17 protein-coding genes are annotated in these 17,012 nt (G+C 60.8%); 14 read left to right on the top strand and 3 right to left on the bottom strand.

Translation table 11 applies throughout. From position 1 onward, the window contains the following. Positions 1-26: 26 nt before the first annotated feature. Positions 27-509: a hypothetical protein gene (locus H7B90_RS25850; protein WP_185138787.1), complete on the top strand. Its 483-nt coding sequence runs from the start codon at positions 27-29 to the stop codon at positions 507-509. Positions 510-1,307: 798 nt separating this feature from the next. On the opposite strand, the gene H7B90_RS25845 is transcribed toward H7B90_RS25850, so the two are convergent. Then, positions 1,308-2,054 carry a hypothetical protein gene (locus tag H7B90_RS25845; RefSeq protein WP_185138786.1) on the bottom strand — a complete coding sequence of 249 codons (747 nt, stop codon included), beginning with the start codon at positions 2,052-2,054 and terminating at the stop codon, positions 1,308-1,310. 249 nt (positions 2,055-2,303) lie between these two features. On the opposite strand from H7B90_RS25845, the gene H7B90_RS25840 reads away from it, so the two are divergent. The 3 genes from H7B90_RS25840 (at position 2,304) to H7B90_RS25830 (ending at position 5,030) form a co-directional block, all read left to right on the top strand. Further along, positions 2,304-3,506 (top strand): M24 family metallopeptidase, encoded by a 1,203-nt coding sequence (locus H7B90_RS25840; protein WP_185138785.1) that lies wholly within the window; start codon positions 2,304-2,306, stop codon positions 3,504-3,506. Positions 3,507-3,682: 176 nt separating this feature from the next. Then, positions 3,683-4,408 (top strand): GTP cyclohydrolase II, encoded by a 726-nt coding sequence (locus H7B90_RS25835; protein WP_185138784.1) that lies wholly within the window; start codon positions 3,683-3,685, stop codon positions 4,406-4,408. Positions 4,409-4,655: 247 nt separating this feature from the next. Next, complete coding sequence (locus H7B90_RS25830; RefSeq protein ID WP_185138783.1) at positions 4,656-5,030, top strand: ATPase; 375 nt, start codon at positions 4,656-4,658, stop codon at positions 5,028-5,030. Between the two features lie 114 nt (positions 5,031-5,144). Here the strand turns inward: H7B90_RS25830 and H7B90_RS25825 are convergent, their stop codons facing one another. Then, positions 5,145-6,236, bottom strand: coding sequence for an EAL domain-containing protein (locus tag H7B90_RS25825; protein ID WP_185138782.1), 1,092 nt, complete (start codon positions 6,234-6,236; stop codon positions 5,145-5,147). A gap of 255 nt (positions 6,237-6,491) precedes the next feature. On the opposite strand from H7B90_RS25825, the gene gatC reads away from it, so the two are divergent. The 8 genes from gatC to H7B90_RS25785 all read left to right on the top strand — a co-directional run bounded on the left by gatC (position 6,492) and on the right by H7B90_RS25785 (position 14,250). Beyond that, positions 6,492-6,779: an Asp-tRNA(Asn)/Glu-tRNA(Gln) amidotransferase subunit GatC gene (gene gatC / locus H7B90_RS25820; protein ID WP_185138781.1), complete on the top strand. Its 288-nt coding sequence runs from the start codon at positions 6,492-6,494 to the stop codon at positions 6,777-6,779. Positions 6,780-6,866: 87 nt separating this feature from the next. Then, complete coding sequence (gatA, locus tag H7B90_RS25815) at positions 6,867-8,315, top strand: Asp-tRNA(Asn)/Glu-tRNA(Gln) amidotransferase subunit GatA (RefSeq protein ID WP_185138780.1); 1,449 nt, start codon at positions 6,867-6,869, stop codon at positions 8,313-8,315. Positions 8,316-8,330: 15 nt separating this feature from the next. Beyond that, positions 8,331-9,773, top strand: coding sequence for an Asp-tRNA(Asn)/Glu-tRNA(Gln) amidotransferase subunit GatB (gatB, locus tag H7B90_RS25810; protein ID WP_185138779.1), 1,443 nt, complete (start codon positions 8,331-8,333; stop codon positions 9,771-9,773). Positions 9,774-9,858: 85 nt separating this feature from the next. Next, a complete protein-coding gene (locus tag H7B90_RS25805; RefSeq protein ID WP_185138778.1) occupies positions 9,859-10,347 on the top strand; it encodes a GNAT family N-acetyltransferase in 489 nt (162 codons plus the stop codon). Positions 10,348-10,434: 87 nt separating this feature from the next. After that, the gene (locus H7B90_RS25800; RefSeq protein ID WP_185138803.1) at positions 10,435-11,133 is read left to right on the top strand and encodes an MgtC/SapB family protein; all 699 of its coding nucleotides are present in this window, start codon (positions 10,435-10,437) and stop codon (positions 11,131-11,133) included. A gap of 46 nt (positions 11,134-11,179) precedes the next feature. Then, positions 11,180-11,836, top strand: a complete 657-nt coding sequence (locus tag H7B90_RS25795; RefSeq protein WP_185138777.1) for a TM2 domain-containing protein — start codon at positions 11,180-11,182, stop codon at positions 11,834-11,836. A 109-nt stretch (positions 11,837-11,945) separates the two neighbouring features. Further along, positions 11,946-12,377 (top strand): Fur family transcriptional regulator, encoded by a 432-nt coding sequence (locus tag H7B90_RS25790; RefSeq protein WP_185138776.1) that lies wholly within the window; start codon positions 11,946-11,948, stop codon positions 12,375-12,377. A gap of 112 nt (positions 12,378-12,489) precedes the next feature. Then, positions 12,490-14,250 carry a glycosyl hydrolase family 18 protein gene (locus H7B90_RS25785; protein WP_185138775.1) on the top strand — a complete coding sequence of 587 codons (1,761 nt, stop codon included), beginning with the start codon at positions 12,490-12,492 and terminating at the stop codon, positions 14,248-14,250. A 102-nt stretch (positions 14,251-14,352) separates the two neighbouring features. On the opposite strand, the gene H7B90_RS25780 is transcribed toward H7B90_RS25785, so the two are convergent. Continuing rightward, entirely contained in the window at positions 14,353-14,724 is a 372-nt protein-coding gene (locus tag H7B90_RS25780) for a YgzB family protein (protein WP_185138774.1), read from the bottom strand. A gap of 166 nt (positions 14,725-14,890) precedes the next feature. Here H7B90_RS25780 and H7B90_RS25775 point away from each other — a divergent pair, with 166 nt between their 5' ends. Both H7B90_RS25775 and H7B90_RS25770 read left to right on the top strand, forming a co-directional pair. Continuing rightward, positions 14,891-15,787 carry a nucleotidyltransferase-like protein gene (locus H7B90_RS25775; protein ID WP_311772811.1) on the top strand — a complete coding sequence of 299 codons (897 nt, stop codon included), beginning with the start codon at positions 14,891-14,893 and terminating at the stop codon, positions 15,785-15,787. Between the two features lie 178 nt (positions 15,788-15,965). Further along, a complete protein-coding gene (locus H7B90_RS25770; protein WP_185138773.1) occupies positions 15,966-16,784 on the top strand; it encodes a hypothetical protein in 819 nt (272 codons plus the stop codon). Positions 16,785-17,012: the final 228 nt, after the last annotated feature.

Genomic DNA, 17,012 nt, shown 5'->3' with positions numbered 1-17,012 from the left:
GCACGACGAACGGCGAGGAGAGAGACATGCACAAGCTCGTATTCTTCGTGTTGATGGTGATTGTCTGGTGGATGCTGCACGCCTTGCAGATCGACGAGGAGGCCGCTCTCGGCACGCTGCACGAAGGGAAGAGGGCGGTCGACCGCGCGGCTCACGCGGCGGCGCAGCAGACGGACCGGGACAAGCTGGAGGCGGGCGTGCTGTCCATCGACGAAGAGAAGGCGCTCGCGGCAGCCGAGCAGTACTTGCAGGCGAATCTCCGTCTCGGGGCGGACAATACGCCAATGCCGGGCGCCTTCCTGAGGGACCGGGCGGAGGTGAGAGCGTTCCGCGTCGTGAACGAGAACGAGACGTTCCCTTACGTGTATCGCAATCCCGAATACGGCTACGAGGTGACGCTGAACCGGCCGGGGGTCGTCCTGATCGTCCATCTGGTCTATCCCCGGATGTTCGGCGTTCTCGCTCCGGTCGAGTGGGATTTGAAGGGCTCCGCGGAGCTGGTCTATTAGAGCACGGAATGCAGAGCGCCTCCGGCGTCCGAAGACGCCGAAGGCGTTCCATCTTTCCGGTGCGCATGTGCGTCTTTGCAAAAATTTAGAAAATGACTTAAGAAATTGGATCTTTCGTACCTACTCGCATGTGCAAGCTCAATATTAGTATGGTCAAGGGTAGGAAGTTATAGGGTGCGATAGGGATGGATAGGTTAAAGGACTAATTTGAAATTCTGAGAAAACCTCAATTCTTTTATAAGAGTTGGGGTTTTCTCACGATTACGAAGGGAGCGATCCTTTTGTTAAAGAAAGCAATAAACTTTTTGTTGTTATTAGTAATTGCTTCTGGGTGCTCTGCGAAAGAGAAGGAGGATTTCACTGTTGAGACAGAGATGTTACCGAAGGATGGAAATAACACGATTAGGTGCGTGGGGTATTTGGTGAACAAAGGGGATAGACACTTACAAATAACTCATCGTTCTCCGTTAATACAATACGAGGTTTATAAAGGAGATAAAATCGTAAAAATAGTTCCTTCCGTAACGTTCAGTAAAGGTTATAAGCATCTTCTTCAACAAAATGAACGTTATCATCCAGATGAGGTTACGTCAATCGAACTTCAAAACGGGGAGTACACGATTGTAGCCGTCGCATCTTTTAGTATCAATGAAAAGGAGAAGAAGAGATACCAAATAAAGTCGTCCCCTATTCATGTAACTATATAATATTAGAAAATAAAACGAAGAACGCCTCCGGCGTCCGAAGACGCCGAAGGCGTTCCATCTTTCCGGCCGCTTCCGGCTTCTTCCGGCCGGGCTAGAAGAGGATTTTCCAGACGATGACGGTCCCTACATAGTACAAGGCGACGGTAGCCGGCACGAGGTAGAAGACGTCTCCCGAGGTCCGGAGCAGCGAGCGAACGGCCCGGTCGATGGCGAGATAGCCGGCCAGGACGGCCGCCAGCACGACGGCCATGGACGCGACCGGAAATACGAAGGAGAGAAGGAAGGTCGCGAGAGACCCGGCGGCGAAGTAGAGCTTGGACGTTCCGACGATATTCAAGCTCTGGACGGGCGTGATCGACAGCTTGAACAGCCGGGCCGTACCGGTCAGGACGAGCGACAGAATGACCCATTGCAGAAGCAGCAAGAGCAGCAGCTTGAAGAAGATCGAGCCGTAAGGGAGCGTGAAGTTGCCGGGGTAGAGCGGTTCGTCCGTCAATCCTCCCATCAGATTGCCGAACAGGTAACCGATTCCGCTCACGACTCTTCGTATGTACAGGAGGGCCGCGAGCGCGGCGACCAGCGACCCGGCGACGGCCATCGCCAGCCCCGGCAGCGCGCCGGGGGAACGGGCCGCGCGTTCCATCGCTTCGGAAGGCCGCCGGAACGCGTCCTTGGCAAGATCCAGATAGGGCTGCAGGCTGTCGTCGGACAACGGTCTCTTCGAATCCGCGTACGGTTCGTAGGCGGCCGCCTGCTCCCGTTGCGAGAGACAGGACTCGCACCATTTGAGGCCCGTCTCCTCGATCGGGGTTCCGCACATCATGCAGTATTTCGCCATCTCACTTGCACTCTCCTCAAATACTTAAGTAATAAAAGATCAACTGGTTGCCAATAACTGTAACCCGCATAAACATACAGAAAGTATAGTGGCTTAGTGAAAATAATGTCAATACATGGAATTCGGATGCGACATCCTCCGAACCGCTCCCTGCGACCGTCCGGCGTATCGTCGGAGGCGCCGAGGTTGACGACGCTCTTCCGCTTTGCTCTAATGAGGGAAGACCCAGAACGGCAAGGAGGAACCGAGATGAGCGGCAATCTATGGACCGAGACGGAGGCCCGCCGGGCCGGCTTGCAGCGAAGCATGGAACGGGAGGGCCTGGACGGCGTTCTGATCACCCAGAACGTGGGCCTCTATTATTTCACGGGTTCGATGCAGACGGGGTATCTGTTCGTGCCCGTCGAGGGCGAGGCCGTCTTCTATGTGAAAAGAAGCTTGGCCCGAGCCCGGGCGGAGTCCTCCGCGCGAATCGAGGAGCTGGGCCCGTTCCGCGGCTTCGGGGCCCGATTGGCCGAAGATTACCCCGACGTGTTCGGGAAGAAGAGCCCCGCGATCGGGGCGGACCTCGACGTCTTGCCGGCGCAGACGTTCCTTCGGCTGAAGGAAGCGGTCCCGAACGCGGATTGGAAGGACGCGTCGGCCTTATTAAGGCGCCTGAGAAGCGTCAAATCGCCGTACGAGACGGAACGCATCCGCCGCGCGGCCCAGGCGGCCGCTTCCGCCCTGGAAGATGGGTTGAGCCGGCTGCGGGAAGGGATGACGGAGCTCGAGCTGATGGCGGCGATCGAGAACTCGCTGCGCTTGCAGGGCCATATCGGCATTATGCGGATGAGGGGCTACAACCAGGAGATCATGACCGGCATGGTGGCGGCCGGAGAGGCGGCGGCGGAGCCCACTTATTTCGACGGCCCGGCCGGGGGACGGGGCTTGACGGCCGCAGCGCCGCAGAGCTCGTCGCTTCGGCCGATCCGGCGGGACGAGCCGATTCTGCTCGATATCGGCTGCTGCATCGACGGGTACGTGATCGACCAGACCCGGACGGCCGTCATCGGCCGCTTGCCGGACGAGCTGATGCGGGCGTACGAGACGGCCGAGGCGATTATGCGCGAGACGGAGAGTGCCCTTCGCCCGGGCGCGATTCCGGAGCGGCTGTACGCGCGGTCGCTCGAGATGGCGAAGGAGGCCGGGCTGTCCGAGCACTTCATGGGCTTCGGCGCCGATCAGGTCCGGTTCCTCGGACACGGCATCGGTCTCGAGATCGACGAGTGGCCCGTCCTCGCTCGCGGATTCGCCGATCCGCTGGAAGAGGGGACGGTGCTCGCCATCGAGCCGAAGTTCACGTTCCCGGGCTTCGGCGTCGTCGGAATCGAGAACACGTACCGGATTGCCGGGGACGGGTTCGAGACGCTGACGCTGAGCCCGGAGAAGCTGTACGTCGTCGTCGGCTGAAGCCGTTCCGGCGTCGTGCGCAGGCTTAGCCGATCCAAGGCTAGGCTTTTCTTTTTTTCCACCCAAGCCTAGCGGACTTGATTTCTTTTCCTAATCAATATATACTCCCTTACTATAAGTAAGTATTATTCCGATCCGCCAGTATCGCACATTACGATGAAGCCGGGTGACTGAAAATGATGACTTCGGAAATCAAACGTATTCTTACCGATAAAATGACCCTGATCGAGCAGGATGGCGCCAATCCGCTCTGCCTCGTCGGCCCCGTCCGGCTTCCGGTGCAGCTCGAGGACAAGGTCGTCGAGTTCAAGTGGTACACTTGGCTCGAAGTGAAGGACGGCTCCGCGACGAAGGAGGCGATTCTGGATTCGCTTCCGAATCTGAATCTGGCCGATCTGCAGCAATCCTCGGTGCTCGTCTACGGCGACTTCGAGGGCTCGGCCGACGCCTACGTGCGGTTCCACAGCATCTGCCATACCGGAGATATCTTCGGCAGCAAGCGATGCGACTGCGGCTACCAGCTGCGCCAATCGATGAAGATGATCGTCGAGCACGGAAGCGGGGCGCTGTTCTACCTCGCCGACCACGAAGGCAGGGGCATCGGGCTGTTCTCCAAATCGCTCGCCTACCTTCTGCAGCAGGAAGGCCTCGACACGGTGGAAGCGAACCACGCGCTCGGCTTCGAGGACGATTCCCGTTCCTACGAGCAGCCGATCCGCGTGCTGCGCGAGCTTCGCGGTCTGCCCGTCTCCCTGATCACGAACAACCCGCGCAAGCTGGCTTCGCTCAAGAAGCACGGCCTCTCGGCCGATCGCCATATTCCGCTGTGGGGGGACGTGTCCGACTACAACCGCTTCTATCTGTCGACTAAGGTTCTCAAGTCGGGCCATATCCCCGCCTAAGGAGGAGGACGCGGGCTTCGATGCCCGCGTTCGCCGGGAAGACGGCGCGGCCTGGTTCCCGCCCTTCTAAATTCGCTCTCCGTGTCATATGGAATAGGATAAGACGCGAAGCCGAATCGGCGAGCGGCGAATAAGATAAAGTACGGGGCCGTCGGCGTCTCTATCGAAATATCATCCTCATTTGCAAATCTCGGTCGATTTTTAGTAGGATAGAAGCAAAACCGCATCGCGGGGGAGGGGGAACGGCATGCTGAAGTTGGGAGAGAAGATCGTCATCGTGAACGATCGCTTCGAACAGAATCTTCCCGTGGGAGATTACGGCTATATCATCGCCTACGACCGGAACAACGACAGCGTTTTTGACTATATTGTTCGCATTCCGAAGGCGAACCGCCAATATTACGTCTCGGCCGAGGATATCGAGCTCGAGGAGACTCTGTTGGAGCAGGAAGCGGAGAGGATCGAACGCGAGGCCTTGATCGACTTCGCGCTCGCGACCCGCAACGAGGAGCTGTTCCGCCATGTCATGAACGGCGGGGCCGCCTCGGAGCCGGAAGCCGACAAGGAAGTCCAGACGCGCGAAGATTTCATCCGGCAGATTAACCTGAAGGCCTGGATCTGATCCGGCCTTACGGCTCCGGTTTTATGCCGAATGCCAAATGCCGAATGCCGAATATGAAACGCAAATAATCCCGAACAGGCCGATGCGCCCGTCCGGGATTTTTTTGGCATGGGCTTATACGGCTCCGACCCGGACCGGGAGCGGCACCGGGGAAGGCCTTCCGAACAGATATCCTTGCAAGAGAGGAACTCCCGCCTCGGCCAGGTACCGCCAGTCCCGCTCGTTCTCGACCCCTTCCGCCAGAACGACGCCGTGGAACCGCGAAGCCCGGTCCAGCGCCTCCTCGATATGCCGCTGCTTGTCCGGGTCCGCATGGCAGCCGTTCACCCAGCGACGGTCGATCTTCACGTAGTCCGGCTGCAGGCGGTCCATGACGTCGAGCGTCGCGAACTTCTCGCCGACGTCGTCCATGGCGAGCCGGATCCCTTGGGCGCGGTAGACGTCGAAAATATCGGACAGATGGCGCGCGTCGTCCAGCCGCTCCGTCTCGACCACCTCGAACACGAAGTCCTGCGGGTCGAGGCCGCGCTCCCGAATGGTCCGGAACGTGCGCTCCAGACAGGAGGACGGGCTGTAAATGGAGGAAGGCAGGAAGTTGACGAATTTCTTGACCCCCTGCGGCAGATGGCTCGCGGCCAGCCGGATCGCCGAATCGCGGGCCTCTCTGTCCAGATAAGAATGCAGCCCCGATTCGCGAGCCGCCGCGAACAGGTCGGCCGGACGGAACGGCGGCTGCTCGGGCAGGGGCCGGAGCAGGAACTCGTAGCCGACGGCTTGGCCTCCCGGTCGGACGATCGGCTGCATGAAGCTGGTGAAGCGGCGGTTGAGAATGACGTCCGCGATCCGGTCGTTGCCGACGCCCGCGAACAGGAAGGCGATCGGCACCCAGCCATCGGACGGCTCTCCGGCCGAGGAGGCCGGGCGATCCGCTTCGCCCGCGCCCTCCTCCTCGTCCGAGTAAGTAATGCGGCATCGGACGGCGGCGGCCTGGTCGTCCTTGATCCAGCGCTGCAGATGGTTGACCAGCCTCAGGAACGGCCCGTACTCCTCGAAGCGAAGCGTCCAGACGCGTCCGTTCTCGGATTCGCTCCCTTCTCCGGCGAGTTCTTCGAGCAGCTCGCAAGCGCCGAGATCGTCCGAAGCGAGCTCGAGCAAGCCGGCGTCCCGAAGCGGGAGCTGGCGGTCGCATACGTGGTATCGGGGCATGGAACAGGCCTCCTTCTCGTTCTCCGGTCCTTATCTTCCTGTATTATTCCCCAATCCCCGGGAATATGAACCCGCATGCGCCGTTCCTCACGTCTTCCGACGCGCCCTCTCCGCGCGCTCTCCGCGTGTTACTTCTTTCTCGAGCTTTCCGCACGCCCTCCGCGCACCCTACGCGCGCCCTCATTGAGTTCAAACCGCTTGTCCGATATAATAATGAGAATGTTGGTCACGAGAACTGAGGAGGATGCACGGAACATGAGCATTACGGTCCAAGACGTGGAGCATGTCGCGAATCTCGCCCGCCTCGAGCTGACGGAATCCGAGAAGGAGCGGCTCGCCGGACAGCTGAGCGCCATTCTCGACTACGCGGAGAAGCTGAACGAGCTGAACACGGAAGGCGTCGAGCCGACGAGCCACGTACTTCCGCTGCACAACGTCATGCGGGAAGACGAAGCGAGGCCGTCCTTGCCGGTCGAGAAGGCGCTGCTGAACGCCCCGGAGGAAGAGGACGGGCAGTTCAAAGTTCCGGCCGTGCTGGAATAACCCATAAGCCGATAAGAGGCGGATGGCCGTCCAGGCGGCGGGATTCGCTTATTTTGACGTTGAGAATGCCTAAGGGAGGAACCCAACTTGTCGTTGTTCGATCAACGGTTGTCGGAAGTACATAACCGTCTTCATCATAAAGATCTGTCGGTATCCGAGCTGGTCGACGCTTCGCTGAAGCGGATCGCCGAGACCGACGGGAAGATCGGGGCGTTCCTGACGCTGGACGAAGAAGGGGCGCGCAAGGCCGCGTCCGAGCTGGATTCGTCCTCCGGCGAGCGCGGGCTGCTGTTCGGCCTGCCGGCCGGCATCAAGGACAACATCGTGACGGAAGGGCTGCGGACGACGTGCGCGAGCCGATTCCTGTCCAACTACGACCCGATCTACGACGCCACCGTCGTCGAGAAGCTGAGAAGCGCCCAAGCCGTCACGGTCGGCAAGCTGAACATGGACGAATTCGCGATGGGAGGCTCGAACGAGAACTCCTCCTACCATCCGGTCCGCAACCCGTGGGACACGACCCGCGTCCCCGGCGGCTCGAGCGGCGGCTCCGCGGCTTCCGTAGCCGCCGGCCAGGTCTACTTCTCGCTCGGCTCGGACACCGGCGGCTCGATCCGCCAGCCCGCCGCGTATTGCGGCGTCGTCGGCCTGAAGCCGACGTACGGCCTCGTGTCGCGCTTCGGCCTCGTGGCGTTCGCGTCTTCGCTCGACCAGATCGGCCCGATCACGAAGAACGTCGAGGATGCCGCCTTCGTGCTGCAGGCGATCGCCGGTCACGACGGCCGCGATTCGACGTCCGCCAACGTGGACATCCCGGATTATGCCTCGGCCCTGACCGGAGACGTGAAGGGGCTGCGCATCGCGGTTCCGAAGGAATACTTCGGCGAAGGCATCGATCCGCAAGTGAAGGAGCGCGTGCTGGAAGCGCTGAAGACGTACGAGTCGATGGGCGCGGTCTGGGAAGAGGTGTCGCTGCCTCATACCGAATACGCCGTCGCGACCTATTATTTGCTCTCGTCGTCCGAAGCATCCTCGAACCTCGCCCGGTTCGACGGAGTCCGCTACGGCGTTCGCGCCGAGGATCCGGCGAACCTGCTGGACCTGTACCGCCGGTCCCGCAGCGAAGGCTTCGGCCCCGAAGTGAAGCGCCGCATCATGCTGGGCACGTACGCGCTCAGCTCCGGCTATTACGACGCCTACTACAAGAAGGCGCAGCAAGTCCGCACCTTGATCAAGCGCGACTTCGACCAGGTGTTCGAGAAGTACGACGTCATCGTCTCGCCGACCGCGCCGACGACCGCCTTCCGTCTCGGGGAGCAAGTCGACGATCCGCTGACGATGTACCTGAACGATATTTGCACGATCCCGGCCAGCTTGGCCGGAGTGCCGGCCATCAGCATTCCTTGCGGGCTGGCGGACGGTCTGCCCGTCGGGCTGCAAATCATGGGCAAGCCGTTCGACGAAGCGACGGTGCTCCGCGCCGCCCATGCGTTCGAGGGCCGGACCGAATTCCACAAGCTGCGCCCGGCGCTGTAACAGGAGGAGCCAACCATGTCCATCCTAACCCCATACGAGACGGTCGTCGGACTCGAAGTCCACGTCGAGCTGCATACGAAGTCCAAGATTTTCTGCGGTTGCTCGACCTCCTTCGGCGCTCCGCCGAATACGCATACGTGCCCGGTCTGCCTCGGGCATCCCGGCGTGCTGCCGGTGCTGAACCGCCAAGCGGTGGAATACGCGATGAAGGCCGCGATGGCTCTCAATTGCGAGATCGCCGAGTGGTGCAAGTTCGACCGGAAGAATTACTTCTATCCCGATTCGCCCAAGGCGTATCAGATCTCCCAATACGACCAGCCGATCGGAAGCAATGGCTGGATCGACATCGAAGTCGACGGCAAGACGAAGCGCATCGGCATTACCCGCCTCCATCTGGAGGAGGACGCCGGCAAGCTGACGCACATCGACGGCGGCTTCGGCTCGCTGGCCGACTTCAACCGCGTCGGAACGCCTCTTGTCGAGATCGTCTCCGAGCCGGATATCCGCTCCCCCGAGGAAGCGAAGGCGTATCTGGAGAAGCTGCGGGCGATCATGCTCTATTGCGAAGTGTCCGACGTCAAGATGGAAGAGGGGTCCCTCCGCTGCGACGCCAACATCAGCCTTCGTCCGCACGGGCAGAAGGAATTCGGCACCCGGACCGAGCTGAAGAATATGAACTCGTTCCGCGGCGTGCAGCGCGGCCTCGAATACGAGCAGCTGCGCCAGGCGGAGGTGCTCGAGAGCGGCGGACGCGTCGTTCAGGAGACCCGCCGCTGGGACGAGAACCAAGGCAAGACGTTCAGCATGCGCAGCAAGGAAGAAGCGCACGACTACCGTTATTTTCCCGACCCGGACCTTGTGCGCCTGCACATCGACGCGGAATGGAGAGAGCGGGTGCGGGCATCGATTCCCGAGCTTCCGGACGCGCGCCAGGCCCGCTACACGCGGGAATACGGCCTGCCGTCGTATGACGCGGGCGTGCTGACGGCGTCGAAGAAGCTGGCCGACTTCTTCGAGGAGAGCCTGAAGCATACGAGCGACGCCAAGGCGTCCGCCAACTGGATCATGGGCGATCTGCTCGGATACTTGAACTCCAACGGCCTCGAGCTGGACGACGTCAAGATCACGGGCCAAGGGCTCGGCGAGATGATCGGCCTGATCGAGAAGGGAACGATCAGCTCCAAGATCGCCAAGACCGTATTCAAGACGATGCTCGAGACGGGCAAGGCGCCCCAGAAGATCGTCGAGGAGCAAGGTCTCGTCCAGATCAGCGACGAAGGGGCGATTCTGGCCATCGTCGACGCCGTCATCGCGGCCAACCCGCAGTCGGTCGAAGACTTCCGCGGCGGGAAGGACAAGGCGATCGGCTTCCTGGTCGGACAGATCATGAAGGAGACGAAGGGCAAGGCGAACCCGGGCTTGGTCAACAAGCTGCTGATGGACCGGCTGAAGCAATAACGCCGCCGGCGAAGAAGGGGAACGGCAATCTTCCGCGGGGGGTTGCCGTTTTTTCTCATTCGGTCGCGGGGTAAGGAGTACAATGATGATAATCGAGAGATTGGATCTGACGGACGAGAATACGGCCGAAGAGCTGTGGAGCCTTCAGCATGCGGCTTACCGGGTGGAAGCATCGCTTATCGGCGTCGCGGATCTGCCCCCGCTGCGGGAGAGCGTCGCGGACCTGATGGCTTGCGGAGAGACGTTCTGGGGCTGCCGGACGGAGGACGGGGACCTGGTCGGGGCGATCTCGACGGAGGAGGAGACGGAGGGCGGTACAGTCGCCTTGTGCCGCGTGATGGTGCATCCGGAGCACTTCCGCCAAGGCGTCGGGCGCCTTCTTCTGACGCATGCGATCGGAGCTTACCCGGGGGACGTCCGCTGGGAAGTGACGGCGGAGAAGCGCAACCTTCCCGCGATCGCCCTCTACGAGAAGCTTGGCTTCCGCGCGGTCGAGACGTTCGCTCCCCGGCCCGATATCGCCATGCTCCGCATGCGATTGGAGCCCGGCGCCGGCGGAGAGGCCAAGACCTAAGTCGGGGGGAGGCCCCGCCGCCGAGCCATTGTGGGGCCTATCTCGGGCATGATACAATCCTGGAAGGAGTTGGGTGACGCGATGGAGATGAGCGACCCGTGGGTCATCGACGAATGGCACCTCATGGTGCGATTGCTGCTCTCCGTCGTCCTCGGCGGGTTGATCGGTTACGAGAGAGAACGGAAGAACCACGCGGCCGGGCTGCGGACGCATACGCTCGTCTGCCTCGGCTCTTGCCTGATCATGGTTCTTTCCATCTACGGATTCAACGAGTTCGTCGGCCAGCCCAACGTGAACCGCGACCCGGCTCGCCTGGCGGCGCAAGCCATTACCGGCATCGGGTTCCTCGGCGCCGGAACGATCATGTTCACCGGCAAGTCCATAACCGGCCTGACGACGGCGGCTTCCCTCTGGGTCGTCATGGCCATCGGGCTGGCCGTCGGCGCGGGCTTCTACTTCCCGGCCGCCGTCTCCGTGCTGCTCGCCCTGCTTGTCCTGTGGGGGCTGAACATCGTGGAGAAGCGGTACGTGAACAACGCGAAGGAGCAGTTATTTACGTTAACGGTCGACGAGAACCGGATCTCGACCGATCGGATCGACCGCTTGTTCCGGGAGCAGGACGCGAAGCTCGTCCGCATTCAGTTCGACGAGCTGTCGGACGGGGCGCGGGACGATTCGCGAGTCCGTCTCCGGCTGGACGTGCGGCTCCCGAAGCCGGAATACGCCTTGCCTCTGGCGGAGCAGCTCCGCAAGCTGGAGGGGGTCGCCTCGGTCTCCGTCGAGTGAACGGAACCCGGCATTATAATCGCTGATTATTGGAGGTTACTCGTCGATGGATCGACCGGATGAATGGCAACGGCCTCCCGGAGGAATGCCGGGGGAACAAGGACCCGGGGGAAGCTACGGAATGCCCCCTCCTTACGGCTTCGAGCCGAACGGCTTCCCGCCCCAGCCGCAGAGACGGAAGAAGAGGAAGCTGGCGGCAGCTCTTCTCTCGATGATATTCCCCGGAACCGGCCACATGTACCTCGGCCTCATGTCCAAAGGAGTCATCATCATGCTGCTGCTGGCGCTGAACATCTGCGGTATCGTCTTCGTCGTCGAGCAGGCGAACAACGTGCTGATTATCGTTCTGCTCAGCTTGCTCATTCCGATTCTGTACTTCTACAACCTGTTCGACGTGCTGCAGCAGACGGACGCGGTCAACGAGAGGCACGCGGCGGGCTGGCCGACCGCATCGGGCTGGCCTTCCGCGTCGGGCTGGAACGGTTCTCCGCCCGCCCAGGGAGGGAGCGCGGGGAACGTCCCCGTTCTCGGAATCGTGCTTCTCGCCGTCGGAGGCGTGGCGCTGTTCTCGACGGCGAACACGGAATGGACGCGCTGGCTGCTGCACTCGTCGGGCTCCATGGCGGGGGCGATCGTCTTGATCGCGATCGGCGCCCTCGTATGGCTCTGGGAGAAGCGGGGACATAACGGCAAGCACGACTGATCGCCTCCGGCGAGCCCTCCAGGGCCTCGCCCCGGAGGCTTCTTCCATTGACAATTGCAAAATCGAACACGTACAATGAGGCTAACTAGAATGAAAGGCTGTGAAGAGCATGGACTCCCGGGTACACCATGCCGTGGACCAGCTCAAATCCGGAGGGGTCCGGATGACGCCGCAGCGGTATGCCATTTTGCAATACCTGGTGGAATCGCACGACCATCCCACCGCCGACGATATTTACCAGGCGTTGTCTCCCCAGTATCCGAGCTTGAGCGTAGCCACCGTCTACAACAATCTGAAGTTGTTCGTGGATGCCGGGCTGATCAAGGAACTGACCTACGGGGACGATTCCAGCCGCTTCGACTCCGATCTGTCGGATCATTATCACGCGATCTGCACCCGATGCGGGGCGATGGTCGACTTCGAGCATCCGCCCGTTCGAGAGGTGGAGGAAGCCGCTGCGAGAACCACCGGATTCGCCGTCCACGGCCACCGAATGGAGATTTACGGTCTCTGTCCGACTTGCGCCTCGATGCGCTCATAGATCTTAAGAAGTCAGACGCGCGGAAGGTTATGGCCTACGCGCGTTTTTATTTGCAACCGTCGCCCGCCGGCCATCGTCCAGTCTATAGACACGCAACGGGGAGAGTGACGAATTGAACACCACGATCATGACCGGCCGCCGCCGCCCGCCCCGCAGGCGGAAGAAGCCGATCATCGCGCTGCTGCTTTTGTTTGCCGTTTCGGCGGCCGCCGTCTTCTTTTTCTGGGATAAGGAGCGGCCCAACCTGTCGCACGAGACTCCCGAATATATGGCCAAGCCTCATCCGATCATGATAGACGGGCAATGGAGCGGAGCGGCCGCGCTCGGCGAGGGAGACGGGCTTATGATTCCTCTCGAGATCGCGCAGCGTCTTCTTGGCGACGGGGTCCGGTACGAGTCGGGCACCGAATCGATCATCCTGACGACCGCCACGCGCGTCCTTCACTTCAAGACGGGGGCGCTCGACGCCACGATGAACCGCAAGCCCTTCACGCTGAGCTTCGCGGCGAAGAAGTCGGAGGACGGCGAGCTCTACTTGCCGTTCGCCCCGCTGAAGCAGCTGTTCGGCATTCAAGCCGCCGTCGGCGGACAGTCGGGCATCGTTACGTTGAATAGGCCCGGCGATTCGCTCCAGAAGGCGCGGGTCCCCGAAGGAGATAAATCCGGAAGCGTCGAAGCTCGGCTTCGCTCCGGCCCTGCCGAATCGTACCCGATCGTGGAGGATCTGGCGGGGGGAACCGGCTTGACGATCTGGGGCGAAGAGCACAATTGGTACAAAGCCCAGTCGGACGAAGGCTTCGTCGGTTACGTCGCCAAGGGAGACGTCGCTCTGACCTCCATCGACCGCACTCCGGATACGGCCTCGGAGGAAGACGAGGAGCCGTTCGCCGCGTGGAAGCTGACGGGCAAGAAGATCAACCTGACGTGGGAAGCCGTCTATTCGGCCAATCCGGATACGGGGAAGATCGGCGAACTGCCGGGCGTCAACGTCGTCAGCCCGACCTGGTTCGAGCTGGTGAACGGAACCGGCCAGATCCGCAGCAAGGCCGACGCCGGCTATACCAGGTGGGCTCGCGGACGGGGCATGCAGGTGTGGGGGCTGTTCAGCAACGGCTTCGAGCCGGAGCGGACGTCCCAGGCGCTCGCCGATTACGAGACCCGGCTGAAGATGATCCAGCAGCTGCTCGCATACGCGAAGACGTTCCGCCTGCAGGGGATCAACATCGACTTCGAGAACGTGAAGACGCCCGACAAGGACAATCTCGTCCAGTTCGTCCGGGAGATGACGCCGCTGCTTCACGAGCAAGGGCTCGTCGTCTCGATCGACGTGACCCCGAAGTCGGGCAGCGAGATGTGGTCGCTGTTCCTCGATCGCGGCCGGCTGGCCGAATCCGTCGATTACATGATGCTGATGGCGTACGACGAGCATTGGGCGAGCAGCCCGGTGGCGGGCTCCGTATCTTCGCTGCCTTGGGCGGAGCGTTCGGTGCGCACCCTTCTGGAGGAAGACGGAGTGCCGAAGGAGAAGCTCATTCTGGGTATGCCGCTCTATACCCGTCTCTGGACCGAGAAGCCGGACGGCAACGGAGGCGTGAAGGTGTCCTCGAAGACGATGAGCATGGACTCCGTGCGGAAGCTGATCCAGGAGAAGAAGCTGACGCCGACGCTGTCCGCGGAGACGGGGCAGCATTACGTGGAATTCAAGGAAGACGGCGCCGTTCAGAAAATATGGATCGAGGACGAGCTCTCCATTCGCAAGAGGGCGGAGCTGGTCAAGAAGTACGATCTGGCCGGAGCGGCGACCTGGCGCCGCGGCTTCGAGACGTCGGACATCTGGCCGGCGCTCGACGAAGCGCTGCAGTCGCATCCTTAACAGGTTCTCATAGCGGCCATGATAATTATCCTATAAAGATCACAGAAAAAAGGCGCGGCTGCGGGGAAAACCCCGGGCCGCGCCTTCTTTATTGCCGCCAGGCTACGAATGGGTGAGCGTCTGTTCTTCTCGTTCCGTGGGCACGCCCGTCGTCGCTTCCGCGGGGTCCCAGGTCAGAATCGTATGGCAGTACATGCAGCGGTCCGTCTTGCCGAGCATCTTCGTCCGCTTCCCGCATTCCGGGCACTCGATGACCGGCGCGCTGGTCGACAGCATGCCGACCCAGAAATAAATGATCATGCTGGCCGCGCAAGTGAGCAGGCCGAACACCATGAAGATGCCCGCGATGATCTTCCCGACTTCCCCGAACAGCAGAATGCCGCTCGTTCCGAGCACCATCAGGCCCATGCCGCCGAACACGAGCAGCAGCCCCCAGGTCCGCATCGTCGAGATCTTGCTAGCTCTGAACTTCATTCGAATCGTTGCTCCCGTCATTATAATCGTCGCTCCGGCAGGAAACCGGAGCCGCTCTGTAGAAAGATACATACATTCGCCAAACTCATTATAGCCTACAATCGGCGGACAGGCCACTTTCTCCTCGTTCGGTGAAAGGGGATACACTTGCTGGGGGGTGACAACCGTGAGTCGTTTGGACGCAAGCGGATTATTTTATACGGATCTATTCGGCCGCGAGGAAGGGTTGATCAGCCTGCTGCTCGTTGCGAACCCTTACTCCTACGAGACGATGATCGACGGAATGGACCGCCTCGTTCTCGCCGTGTACGGCCAGACTCCCGAGAGGCCGACGGAGCATTGGATGTGGGAGGAGACGAGAATCCTCGTCCGGAGAGTGACGCCCGAATGCTTGGAGAAGTGGGTGACCGGGGGCGAGAGCCGGGGAGTCATTCAATGGCTCATTCACGGCGACATCCTGCTGGACAAGAACGGCTATCTCGCGGACCTGCGAAGACAGCTGGACGAATGGCCTCCGGAGATGAAGGAGCGCAAGGTGCTCTGCGAATTTTCCAAATTCTCGAAGACGTATCTTCAGGCCAAGCAGGATTTGAAGGACGGGCAGATTCTGGACGCCTACAGCCACATTCTCACCTCGCTGCATCATTGGGCGCATATCGCCCTGATCGAGGAAGGCATGCACCCGGAGCTGACCGTCTGGGTACAGGTGCGAAGAGTGAATCCGGGCATCTACAAATTATATGAAGAGTTGACGACGAACAAGGAGACCGTGGAACAGCGCGTGCAGCTCGTCATGCTCGCCTGCGAGTTCTCCGTTCTGACGAAGATGAAGTCTTCCTGCTCTCTGCTGCTTCGCGTGGTCGGCTCCCGCGCCGAAGGGTGGAGCGTCTCCGAGCTTATGGCCCATCCCGAGCTGAAGGGGCTGGAGCTGGACTTGTCCCTGCTCCTTCAGAAGCTGGCGAAGAAGGGGTATCTGAGAGAGATCGCCCGATCGAGAAGGAGCGACGGCATCGGCATTCCGGAGCTGCGGTATGCGCCGGCGCCCGGAGAGCGCGTCGATTGACGCGGACTTGCCCTGTCGGACGAATCTTCGTGCTGTCGTCTTCGATCCTCCTTCGGGAGGATTTTTTTTCGTTGCGGCGGGATTGTGAAGAGGCGCGGTTGAAAAAGGGGAATGCCGCCTTTATAATGATGATAATGATTCTCAATATCATATAAGTGAAGCGGGAGGGGGATACACGATGCGGCAACGGCGGGGAGGGAAGCGCGAACGTCTGCTCTTCCATCATTCTTCGGTCAAGGCGATCGACGACCGGACGATTATGGCGGCGCCGGCGGGCAGGGGGATCTGGATCGCTCCGCCGCAAGGGAATTGGCTGTCCTGCATGGAAGGGCTGCCGGAAGGCTTACACGTGAACCGGATTCAGCTCGGTCGGGACCGGGCGTTCGCCTGCACGGACGCGGGCTTGTACGATTGGACCGGTACGCGTTGGACCCCGACGGATATGCCGTTGACGTGTTACCAAGTCCGCGAGGTCGGAGAGCTCTTGTTCGCCGCGACGGCGCAGGGACTGTGGTGCCGCACGGAGAACGGCTGGAAGAGCACGGCCAGTCCGCATCAAGCGGTTTACGATTTTCTATACGCGCCTCAATATATCTTCCTCGCCATGGACGGCGGCATCGCCATGTACGACCGGCTGACCTTCACGTGGGAGCAGTTCCCGATGGGCACGGCCGTGACCGGCCTGGGCGTATTCCGCTCGAGGCTCTTGGGAGTGACCGAACGCGGCGAGCTTCTGCAAGGGGATCGCAAGGGCGGCTTCGAGAAAATCCGATTGCCCGGCCTGTTCGTGTTCCGCGCGGCGTCTGCTGCGGGCTCCGTATATTTGTGCACGGAACGGGGATTGTATCGGTTAAGCGAACTGCGCGGGCAGACCGCCGCCATCTCCGTCAGCATGGGATTGCCGGTGACCGATCTGGACGAGCGGGGCGGACGGCTCTATATGGCCACGCTCAGCGAAGGCGTCCAGACGATCGAACTCCGAGGGCCGAATGCCTGAAATGACTGAATATTACTTCTTCGCGAATAGCGTTGACGCGGGTGTGCGATCTGTGTTAAATTAATTCTCGCCGCCGCAAGAGGCAAGCGCGGAGGCCGGTAGCCGAAGCAAGAAAGTAACGTCTGGAAGAAATTACTTCTTGCATGAAGATAGGCGACTGTGATATATTATAAAAGTCACTGTTACGACGGCGACGACGAGTAAGACGAACGAACTTGTTCCTTGAAA

Origin of the sequence: Cohnella xylanilytica (assembly GCF_014212175.1) — a bacterium.
GTDB lineage: Bacteria > Bacillota > Bacilli > Paenibacillales > Paenibacillaceae > Cohnella > Cohnella xylanilytica.
The sequence above is the reverse complement of the archived record's forward strand: the minus strand, read 5'-3'. Positions and strand labels throughout refer to the sequence as shown.